The 10,303-nt window shown below is 48.5% G+C and carries 8 protein-coding genes; 5 read left to right on the forward strand and 3 right to left on the reverse strand.

Annotation, left to right across the window (positions count from 1 at the left end):
- The first annotated feature begins 436 nt into the window (after nt 1–436).
- A complete protein-coding gene (locus PHT49_11325) occupies nt 437–958 on the forward strand; it encodes a hypothetical protein (protein MDD5452475.1) in 522 nt (173 codons plus the stop codon).
- On the opposite strand, the gene PHT49_11330 is transcribed toward PHT49_11325, so the two are convergent.
- The 3 genes from PHT49_11330 to PHT49_11340 are packed head-to-tail and all read right to left on the reverse strand — an operon-like array spanning nt 927 to nt 5,488.
- Complete coding sequence (locus PHT49_11330) at nt 927–2,891, reverse strand: hypothetical protein (GenBank protein MDD5452476.1); 1,965 nt, start codon at nt 2,889–2,891, stop codon at nt 927–929. The two genes, PHT49_11325 and PHT49_11330, sit on opposite strands and share 32 nt — an antisense overlap.
- Nucleotides 2,892–2,914: 23 nt before the next feature.
- A complete protein-coding gene (locus PHT49_11335; protein MDD5452477.1) occupies nt 2,915–4,567 on the reverse strand; it encodes a thiamine pyrophosphate-binding protein in 1,653 nt (550 codons plus the stop codon).
- Between the two features lie 3 nt (nt 4,568–4,570).
- Entirely contained in the window at nt 4,571–5,488 is a 918-nt protein-coding gene (locus tag PHT49_11340) for a glycosyltransferase (GenBank protein ID MDD5452478.1), read from the reverse strand.
- Between the two features lie 91 nt (nt 5,489–5,579).
- Here PHT49_11340 and PHT49_11345 point away from each other — a divergent pair, with 91 nt between their 5' ends.
- The 4 genes from PHT49_11345 to PHT49_11360 all read left to right on the forward strand — a co-directional run.
- Nucleotides 5,580–6,281 carry a hypothetical protein gene (locus tag PHT49_11345; GenBank protein MDD5452479.1) on the forward strand — a complete coding sequence of 234 codons (702 nt, stop codon included), beginning with the start codon at nt 5,580–5,582 and terminating at the stop codon, nt 6,279–6,281.
- 12 nt (nt 6,282–6,293) lie between these two features.
- Nucleotides 6,294–7,292 (forward strand): hypothetical protein, encoded by a 999-nt coding sequence (locus tag PHT49_11350; GenBank protein ID MDD5452480.1) that lies wholly within the window; start codon nt 6,294–6,296, stop codon nt 7,290–7,292.
- A gap of 339 nt (nt 7,293–7,631) precedes the next feature.
- Nucleotides 7,632–8,561 carry a universal stress protein gene (locus tag PHT49_11355; GenBank protein MDD5452481.1) on the forward strand — a complete coding sequence of 310 codons (930 nt, stop codon included), beginning with the start codon at nt 7,632–7,634 and terminating at the stop codon, nt 8,559–8,561.
- Nucleotides 8,562–8,860: 299 nt separating this feature from the next.
- Nucleotides 8,861–10,303, forward strand: a 1,443-nt coding sequence (locus PHT49_11360; GenBank protein ID MDD5452482.1) for a hypothetical protein, incomplete at its 3' end; no start/stop codon positions are given.

The raw sequence follows: 10,303 nt of genomic DNA on the forward strand, positions 1-10,303 counted from the left end.
ATGGCAGAAGAACGCCCCGATGTCAACATGTTTCCGCCGGAGCTTCCTGAATTTTTAGAGATGCTTTCTCATATAATGTGATCTTAATGATAATTTTGCATTTTTAAGCGAACCCCTCGTCTCTTCGCTTCACGGCTTGCGCAGCGACCCTTTCGAGGCTCTCAGGTGGGGAACGCTTGCCCCTTCCAGCCACTAAAGGGCTGGCCTTCCCCTTCCTGCTCGCCTTCGATGGGTGCCCCGCTGCTCCAGCAAGTTTCGCTCAGAAACAATAGGGGTTCCCTAACACTCAGGAAACCCTAGGTTTTCTGGCTGGAGTTTTCAGATTTTTTAAGGAACTCCGGTCGGCGTCGGTATTGTAATTTAGGTAGAGGCGTGCTACATAAATCCTATTCACGTTTGCCGTGAGGTCAGCGGATAATGAGGATTGTCTAAAAGGATGACCATGCCAGGCCGGGTTGATCTTGCACAGGTATCGCCGATAATCAAAGGCGTTTTGTTTGTATGTACCGGGAATATTTGCCGCAGTCCCATGGCTGAGGCCATTCTTAAGAAGATGGTTCCTGTGGAGGCGGATATTCGCGTCTTTTCAGCCGGGAGTCATGCCAGGGAAGGAAATTTGGCCACGGAAAACAGCATCATGGTCGCCAGAGACGCCGGGATTGATCTGAGCGGCCACAGGGCGCAAAGGCTCACCACGGATATGGCTCACAAGGCCGATATGATATTGGCCATGGAGCCGCTGCACATCGAACACGTTCTATCTCTGGATATCTGGATGAAGGATAAGACTTTTAATCTTATCCGGTTTGCGCCGGACCACGAGGGAGACGGGGACTTGATCCCAGACCCTTATGGAGGAAGCCTGAGGGAATATCAAATATGCTTCCGTAAGATCGATGAGTGCGTAAACAATTTTTATGAGATGATTAGAGGCCGCCTGATACAGAGGAGTCGGTAACTAAAAGACTGCCCGGTTTTTCTTCTGCTGAGTCATCCACACCGTCCCCGTCAAGGACTTCATGCCAGAGGCGTTCATCTTCATAAAAGTCATAGAGGGCTTTTGCGATGCGGGAGAAAAAGTCGCGGCGGACAAAAGTATTCTTTAATTCCTGCCAGCCCTTTGATTGTATCCCAAAATTAAACTCTACATCGGAGCAGAAGGCCTTATAATGACCGACTGCCTCCTTTAGGTCCTCAGAACGGTTCCACCAGTATTCGGGATTTGTCAGATAATCTTTGAGTAGCGCCATCTTTTCCGAAATAGCCTCGTTATTTTGTGTATATAAGCGCCACATTTTTTCTTTTGTTTTATTTACGACATTAGCCAGAGATTCCAGTCTCAATTGCGTATCGGGATAGCCGTGTTTTGCCAGCTCCTCTACTGAAAAGAGGAGGATATCGCCCCAGAACTGCCGGATAGATTCGTCTGTCAGGTTCACCCCTCTGTCCTGATTATTAATGCCGGGCCTGAATTCTCCCTGATAGTTGGCGGCTAAGGTCCGTTTATGCAGCAAGGGCAGGTTGGCCGAGACGAATCTTTTACCTATTCTGGCCTTAAGTAATCTACCCAGGGCCGGGCCGGCCATTCTCAGTTTCAGATCGGCGTAGGGGATAACATATCTCAATGCCGCCGGCCTTAAGACAAAATTTCCGGTATAGACGGTTCTGGCCGGCGCTATATCCAGCGGACCTCCATTGTAATAATAAATGGTCTCCCGCGTCGGGTGTAAGCCGTAGAAAAAGCCGTTTATCTTTTCTGAAAACTCTTTGAAGGCATCGCTAAAGGTGTGTTTACCTTTAATAGGGCAGGGGTAAGGACAGGCCTGCCCCGGGGAGTTATATCCGAACATTTTAACCAGATCATTATAATGTGCCGGGCTGTGCCTGGACGCCGGCGTGCCGTGAAAAATACAGGGATCATCGGCGCTGCAACCGGATATCTGTTTGAAGAACAGAAGCACATCATCCAGGAAGGTATTAATCATGATCGCAGGCGAGACAGGCGGGTCGCCTACCACCTTGCCGGTAAGAATTTCTATGTCCGCGGAGCTGAATAATTTGTCCAGCCAGTAAAAATAGTTAATCAGGTCTATATCGGCAGAGCCTTTTTCTGTCCCCACTTTGACGGCAAATTCTTCGTCACTATCGATAAAATAAACCAGGGTCTTTTCCGGATGGGTTTTCAGATGCCTGTTTATCCACAAGTAGGCTATGTTTCGGGTGACAGAGGCCCCTTTGTGCGGCCGTACGCCTTCAGCGCAGTCGCCTATGATATGTTTTAAGTCTTTCCGGAGACCCTCCGGAATTTCGCTTACCACGCCGGATTGCTCGGCAAGGCCTATATAATGTGTGCGGAGCCCGGCCCTGGTTATATCCCCGGCCATGGCCTTGTGGGCATTGATATTTGCCCTATCTTTGCTGTCGTCGATAATCAGCGCGCTGATCTTGGCATAGGCCTGCGTTCCGGTTATATTGTCAACTGTTTTCCCTCCATAGCCGAAATCGGCGCACTGCCGCAATATACTCTCCAGACAATTTTTGAGCATAACAGGCCGGTCGGCTACGGGGATGACGACCAGAAACGAGTGGCGTTCAACGGTTTTTTGCAGGGCCAGTAAATTTTCCAGTTCCCGAAATATATCTTTATGTAAGGTTAATAGACTTGGTTTAAATCCGGTCTCCGCCATGTATGTCTCAAAGGCGAGCAAGGCCCCTTCATAGACGGTGGCGATTGGTCGTATGTTCCGGCAAACCCCGCTGTTACTATTCAGTCCATCGGTCATCGAACAAAATTTATCCGCAAGGGCCGAAACAGCCATATCGCCGGCCTTTTCCTTAAAAAGGATATTTATATTCTTAAAAAGAGTTTTTTGAGACAAAATCGATTCCATGAATTGTTTTTGTATACTGCCGTCTATCTTCCCGACGAGTACGTAGGGAATCCATCCTTGTTCATCATGACTTCGATGAGGTTAATTCCATTTAGAAAATCTGTCTGTTCAATGACCATATCGGCCTCACTGTTTGAGGCCACACGTCCGTAATTAATGCCGAAGGCCCTGGCCAGGCAGGCATAATCAGGATTTATGAAGTCACAGGCTATGTACCGGCCGTTATAGTTATAGTATTGATTTTTCCTGACCAGGCCCAGAGATGAGTTATTAAGAAGAATGACTGTGACCGGTATCTGATAATTAACCGCGGTCATAAGCTCCATGCAACACATCTGGAATCCGCCGTCACCCAGAATGGCGAGGGTTGGTTTGGAGGCGCTGAGTTTGGCTCCTATAGCCGCCGGGACCGCGTGCCCTAGAGATGAAATGCCTGAATTTGGGAAGTAACACCGGTTTTTTGTAAGGTTAACGTAATGCTGCATGTATATTATGTTATCGTCAAAGATAACAGCATTACCGTTCAGATGTTCGTGGAGTCCGGCAAGGAAGTAGCTGATCAATGAAAAATCCTCATCATTCAGCGTAGAGTGGCTGTATTGGTCCCGGTAATAGGGGAGATAAGAGGTATCCTTAGGTTCTATGGGGTTGGCCTTAAGGGCTTCTTCCAATTTATTTAACACTTTCTTTATGTCGCAGCAAATAGCCAGATCGGCTTCAAAGGTTTTTTCCAGTTGGGCTGGATTGATGTCCACCTGGATAATCTTCTTCCCGTTTAATAGAGCAGGCTTCCAGTTGTAGCTCGTCCTTTCTCCGAAACTGACCCCAAGAAAGATAAGAAGGTCAGCTTTCTCGGTTAGATAACGATAAGCCAATTCTTTAGACGTGATGCCCAGGACGCCCAAAGATAAATCGTTAGTCTCTGAAATGACCCCCCGCGCCTTGAGGCTGGTAGTGACGGGAATGTTTAGCCGGGCACAAAAATTAGATATTTCTCCTTCGGCCAGGGAAGACACACCGCCGTAACCGGCGATAACAACGGGGTATTCTGCCTTCCTCACCAAATCCAATATGCCCTCTAAGGGAATGGCACAGTCTTCGGCCGAACTCCTGCTTTTGCCGGTTTCTATATCTTCGAGGATATCGGCATCTACCTTTTCACGAAGGACGTTGTAAGGAAAGCTCAACAGGACCGGGCCGGGTACAGCAGCATAAAGGGCGCTGGTAGCGGATCTCAAGACATGCGGTAAGTAGTCGATTCGCTGGACGAGCTTATGATATTTTGTGACTCCTCTAAATATATAATTTTGATTAACGGCAGTGCCTTCGCCTGAACTTTCCTGTAAGGCCCCTTTGCCGAATGAATAGGTGGGGGTCTCTCCGGTAATAGCCAGGACAGGCGTGCCGTTCATGAAGGCGTTGGCTATCCCGGTTACCAGATTTGTGGCTCCGGGGCCGGTGGTGGCGATACAGACGCCTATTTTGCCCGAGCACCGCGCATAACCGCTGGCCATAAAAGCTGCGCCCTGCTCATGTTTCGTCAATATGGTCTTGATATCGGAGTCATAGAGTTTATCAAATACGGGCAGGATATGGGCTCCCGGGATTCCGAATACATGCGTGACACCCAGTTTTTGCAAATAGCGAACAACCAGTTCACCAACTGTAATATCCATATATCAACTGCCCTTTATGCGGATTCCCTGTACTTCGGATAGTACATTATCTTCTATGTGTTTGACAATAGGTACTGCGGCCTTGCTATAAGAAAATTTTACAGCTATTTGCCGGCCTTTTTCTATCAATTTCTTTCGGGCCGCATTATCGCATAGATATTTTTTTACCAATGACCTTAGCTCATCCGGGGAGCGGTAAACAGGGATGGAATCTTCGAATATATCCTCCATCCCGGTGACGTAGTCTGAAATAACCAGACTGCCGCTGGCCAGCACATCCAGGATGCGCGGATTTATGAAGCCTTCACGGCGCATGTCTTCATGGTGGTCGTTTACCACTATCTTTGCGGCCGCATACAGTTTATTAATCTCCTGGTTTGCATAATAGCTGCCGGCCAGCCACTTATCAGGGATAAGACTATTCCAACCTGTTCCCCAGACCTTGATATGGTAGGGGCTATCGGCAAGCTCTTGAATGGCCCGCCTGGCGCCGTCCCGGCGTGCGTTGCCGACAAAGACAATGTCGTATATCTTGGGACATCGGACAGGCCGGGCCTGGGTGGGAATCATCAACCATTCCGCCTCAAATCCCATTTGTTTTAATTTGCCTATAAAAGGTCTGGAGACGCAATATATTTTGTGGTATTGAGAAAGAATTTGGGGAGTGATCCAGTCGGGATGGCTGTGGTGCCAGAGGATTTTATGGATGCCCTTCGGTAAGGATTCAAGAGGTTTTCCAAAGAGGTGTAGTAACACCCCCGGGCTCATCCGGGTTAAGGGATAATTTAATTTTTTGAATTCGCCGGTCAGATACTCCTTTAACCAGTAATCTCCCCACAACGGTCTTCGCTCCACGATGGGGTCAGAATCCGAGTAGGCTATGATATGGAGAGATGGAAGGGGTAAGGTCTTTTTTTTCATCAGGCTTTTGCTGCGCATAAGAATCTGTTAACTTTTGTACCTTATGCTATAAATTTTTGTCAAATACAAGTCTTTGTCAAGAAATAGGGTTATGCAGCGGGAAATTCCATGTAAAGAGGAGACCCGGATCACGTTTTCTGATACCGGACTCCTGAAAATCTGTGAACTCTCTACGGCTGCTGTCATTCAGGGCGTATGTTTTCCTACGGGCACCGTAATAGGTTTTCACGAGGATGGCTACTTATGGCGCTGCCTTCTATCGGAAAATACTCTGGTTCATGGCGTTCCCTGCCAGGGGGGAGCGGAGGTGGAATTCCATAGGAACGGGCGACTCCACGTGTGCCGGCTGTCAAAAGATTTCCGGTTTGAGGATATTCCCTGCCGGGCCGGGGCGCTGACTATTTTTCATGAAAATGGTGCGTTGTTCCGGGCCGAACTTTCTGAAAAAATCAGTATCCAGGGCATCCCGCTCAACCTTGGAACTGATGTCTGTTTTTTTGCCGACGGCAGGCTGTCTGCCTGCGATCTTTTTAGGGATACGGTTATTCAGGATATTCCGTGTCAGGCCCGGAGCCGGGTATGGTTTTATGAAGACGGCAAGTTTTCTGCCGGAACCTTGGCCAAGGATTGTATTATCCAGGATATTACCTGCCGGGCCGGCTCACTCATCTGGTTTCATAGTAATGGTAATTTAGCGGGCGGCATTCTATCCCGGGAGGTAAATATCCAGGGTGTTCCATTATCTGCCGGGACGCCGGTCAAATTTGATGAGAGCGGCATTTTAATTCCCTGATTTTCCAGGACGATGAACGATATGTCTGCCCATATCCCCTGTAATCCCCGATTACGGGTTAATTTTATAAACGGGAACGGGATCGCCTGTTGTGATCTCTCGCAGGACACGGCAGTGCAGGGCATTTTCTGTCGTGCCGGCACAAAGATCGAATTTCATAAAAACGGCTGGTTGTGGCGCTGCGAACCTGATGAAGATATCAGCCTTGACGGGGTGCCCATCAGAGGCGGCGCAAGGGCCGAGCTTCACGAAGAGGGCCGGCTGTGGCGGGGCAGACTGGCTCAGGAGGCAACCGTGCAGGATATTTTGTGCCGCGCCGGCAGTGATATAGAATTCTGGATGAGCGGACAATTGAAAAGATGCATTCTGGCGCGCGATACGCTGATTCAGGGCATTCCGTGCCGTGCCGGGGCAAATGTAGAGATGAGGGAAGATGGCGCGCTGGTTTACGGCGAACTTGCAGGGCCGGCGTTGATACAGGACATTTCCTTTGAGGCGGGGACACGAATATTATTCCATGATAATGGCCGCCTCGCGGGTTGTTATATGGTACGGGACAAAACTATCCGGGATGTTCCCTGCCGGGCGGATAACTGGGTATGGTTTCATGACACCGGCGGCCTTTCCGCTTGTGTCCTGGCCGGTGATGCCGCTATCCACAGTGTTTCATGCCGATTGGATACCGGGGTAAATTTACACGACAATGGGAATCTGCTCAGGTGTTATCTATCCGGTGATCAGGTAATTCAGGGCGTTCCGTCCCGGGCTGCCACGTTTGTACTTTTCCATAAAAACGGGCGACTTTCAGCCTGTGAATTGGCCTTGGATACGGAGTTCCAGGGGATTCCTTGTAAGAGCCGGGCCTGGGTAGGATTTCACGATAACGGCCGCTTAAAGCGATGTTATCTGGCGAAAGATACGCTTTTTCAGGGGGCGTTACTCAAAGCCGGGGCGTGGGCCTCGTTTTTCCCCGATGGTACGCTGGAATCCTATAAGTATGACCTCTGTTAGTTAGTGCTCATCTGGGAACTACCGTTTCCGTCTTCACGCTTTCAGCCATCAGCGATTAGCATGAAGCTGGTCTGCCGTTCACAGTTGACCGTTTACCGGAAGAAAATGTCGGACAACGGTTAACGGTTAACAGACATGCTGACTGCTCCATCTGTGTTTAGGGGAGATATTATAAATCATATTACAGCAAAAGAGAGTTGTAATTTTATTATCTATTGCCCTATACTGAATAATATGGATTAGAGACAAAGGCGATCCCGCTGTGGGATCGCCTTTCGGGCAAGAGCCCGATGACGGTTTAGATTAGTTATCAATAAGATTGAGAAAGGAGGAATATCTATGTTTAAGAAGATATTAACAGCTTCAGATTCAGTAGATGTTTGTGACGCCCCTTCAGCAGTGGCGGCTCACCTGGCGAAGCAGGAAGGGGCCCGGCTTTATCTTATGCATGTGCTCGAGTCTTCTGACCTGATACGCAGGCAATGGGTAAAGGATTTTAGAACGGGTGAGGATGTGGCGGTTACCGCAGAGTATATAGACGTGGTAAAGGGGATGATAAAGAAGAAATGCGCTGAGGCGCTGATCGGCTGTAAGGACTATCTTATTGAAGTAAGGCCGGGGTTCCCATGGCTGGAAATCTTAAGAATGGCCAGGGCCACCAGGGCCGACCTTATGGTGCTTGGCCCCCACAGAGGTAAGGCTGAGGAGAAAGGCGTGGTGCGCATGAGGACTGTGGAGGGGTTGGGCAGTACCGTAGAAGCGGTCATTATGCGGGCTCACTGCCCGGTGATGATCGTGAGCCGTGATGTGCCTAAAGAAGGCTTGGCCTTTAAAAAGATTCTCTTCGGCACGGATTTTTCGGAGACATGTCAATATGCCTTTGAGTTATCTTTGAAGGCAGCGCAAAAATATAATTCCAGGCTGCACATCCTGCATGTCTTGAGGATTCCGCGCGGAGAACGGGTGGCATACACTCTGGCGCAGATAGAAAGGGAAATTGCCGGGGTAAAAGAAAAAGTGCAGAAGGTGTATGCCAAGCAGATAAAAGGGATTGATTATGTCTGTGATGTCTTGGAGGGAGAACCTTCTGCAGAGATTCTAAAATACGCTGCTTCAAACCAGATCGACCTTATCGTCATCGGTTCCCATGTCAGAGAACAGGCGGAGAGGTGGTACGTGGGAAGTGTGGTGGAAAGGTTGGGATCGGAATCTTATTGTCCATTGATTACCGTTACCAGACCGGAAGCCTTATTAACGCTTGAAGAATAAAGAAAAATAATGTTTCTCGAAAAACGTCCGATAAGAACGTAAACGTTCATATAACCCTCGAAAGGGGTCATCGCTGCCTCCCGGTGGTGGCCCCCGAACTTTTTCTATGTCCCCTTTCGGCTTTTGAAAATGTTATGGAGTTGCCGATGGAAAGGCAGCGTATTGGACTATCTAAGTTGCGAAAGACCTTGCGTAGCTTTCAAGACCTGATGCAGGGCAACGTACAGATGTTACTTGTGAAGTGAACCCAAAATTTCAAGAAAAGATGCGGTATTTTTGCCGGATCGGATAGAGAACAGGTGCTTACAGAAGGCAAAATACTTTTCCCTCATCGGGCGTTAATGGTCGAGGGTGACCTCAAGGAATGTTTTTATTGCGGCTCCTGCCGTCACGACCTCAAGGTATGCCCTTCGAAAAATCTTCAACTATCTTCCAGGGTCTTCACCCGGTTCGGCCATCTCTCTATCGAGCATATAACCAATTGCTTTGCCGGGGCCTTTAGTAATCCGGAACAGCACAATGAAGGTGTAGCCAATCTTAAGGCAAGCGATGTTCAGGCTATATATGGTCAAAATGAAGTATTGGCAGCTTACCATACCTTCTTTGACCTTACAGAGATATTTCATCTCAGATTTCTAAAACGGGTGTGGCAAACAGAGGCTGTCACTTGGAATATGCTATATTCTGCGGGAGAGCAAAGGGAGGAGGGAGGCCCGTTATGGCTGACCTTGGACTGCATTCGTGTAGGACAGACGGATAAAGCCGAACAGTTTTTGAAAACGACCCAGGATAAAGACCCCGACGACTACAGGCTGTACATGGCCACGGCCTTCCTTGAATTGGAAAAGGGAAATCATTTCGAAGCGATTTACCAGTTTGAACGGGCAAAAGAGTGCTCGCGCAATAAGTTGCAACAGATACACGCGCTTTTTTTAATTGCCCGCCTTCACGAAGTATCCAGGGCATACGAAAAAGCAGAGGAAAAGGTGCATGATATCATCTACCTTGACCGTGACTGTTTAGAGGCCCAGTATTATAAGATTATATTGCAGGCAAAAATGGTCTTTCACGATGAAGACATCGTCAAATTACAAAAAATTATCTTGCAGCAGCCGGAATTTTTTCTTTACGCCCTTATCGATCCACGGCTCTTGCCCATACAGGGGCTTGTCGATCAACTCCTGGCCGAAATGCTGGAAGGTATCCGAAAAGAAACCAGAGACGTAATCCGGGCCGCAGAGGCCAAAATCAATTCCATGATTGAGTGGTTGGACGAAGAAAATGAAATTTTCCGGGAGAACAAGACCCTTGTCGATAAGATGAGGCAATCTGCGGAACAGGACAGTTACCTTGGTTATATAGAGGCCAAGGACATCGCCGCCTCGCTCATCAGCCGATACCACCTAACACAGAAGACCATTAGAATAAACCTTCTAAAAGAGATTGCCTCGCAGGATAATCACCTGAGGAGATATGAGATTTATTGGAGAAAATATCCTCTGAAGGGGTTTTTCAGGACAGTGGGGCCGTTTTTGCACGAGACCCGGCAAAAACTGAACTATGCCGCAAACCTGGCCAGATCTGACCAGGCAAACGCCTTTAAGCAGGCCAGCCGGATGGCAGAAGAAATGGCGTCTGAGCTTAAAGGGATGGTTACTACAGTGGGCAGGATGGCATCCTTAGAAAATGGGATTAATGTGATGCGCTCCTTCGGCAAACACCTTCTCATACTGGAAGTCATC

The sequence above is a fragment of the Desulfovibrionales bacterium genome, assembly GCA_028715605.1.
Taxonomy (GTDB): Bacteria; Desulfobacterota; QYQD01; order QYQD01; family QYQD01; genus QYQD01.